This window comes from Acidovorax sp. KPB24-03 (assembly GCF_057546605.1).
Window position 1 is genome coordinate 1 of the sequence record NZ_BAAJYR010000967.1, and the last position, 522, is coordinate 522.

The following is a 522-nucleotide window of genomic DNA, read 5'->3' on the forward strand; positions in this document are numbered from 1 at the left end:
CGGCCGCCAGGCACGGCGCCCCTGCTCGATCTGCAGCCCGCGCAGGCCCTGGCGCTGCGCCGGATCGCGCGGCGCACCTGGCGCTACTTCGAGACCTTCGTGACGCCGGCGGACCACATGCTGCCGCCCGACAATTTCCAGGAAACGCCCCGGCCCGTGGTGGCGCGCCGCACCTCGCCGACCAACATCGGCCTGTACCTGCTGGCGACGGCCGCGGCGCGCGATTTCGGCTGGGCCGGCACGCTGGAGACGGTAGCGCGCCTGGAGGCGACGTTCACCACGCTGCAGCAGCTGCAGCGCTTTCGGGGCCACTTCTTCAACTGGTATGGCACGGCGGACCTGCGCGCGCTCGATCCGCCCTACGTGTCGTCGGTGGACAGCGGCAATCTCGCCGGCCACCTGATCGCCCTGGCCAACACCTGCGACGAGTGGCGGGCCCAGGGCGGCCCCTGCGCGGAAGTTCGCACGGGCATCGGCGACGCGCTGCAGCTGGCGCGTGCGGGCCTGCCGGGCCTGGCCAGC

1 protein-coding gene is annotated in these 522 nt (G+C 73.4%); it reads left to right on the forward strand.

Translation table 11 applies throughout. From position 1 onward, the window contains the following. Positions 1 to 522, forward strand: a 522-nt coding sequence (locus AC27KI_RS27080; protein ID WP_487117004.1) for a hypothetical protein, incomplete at both ends; no start/stop codon positions are given.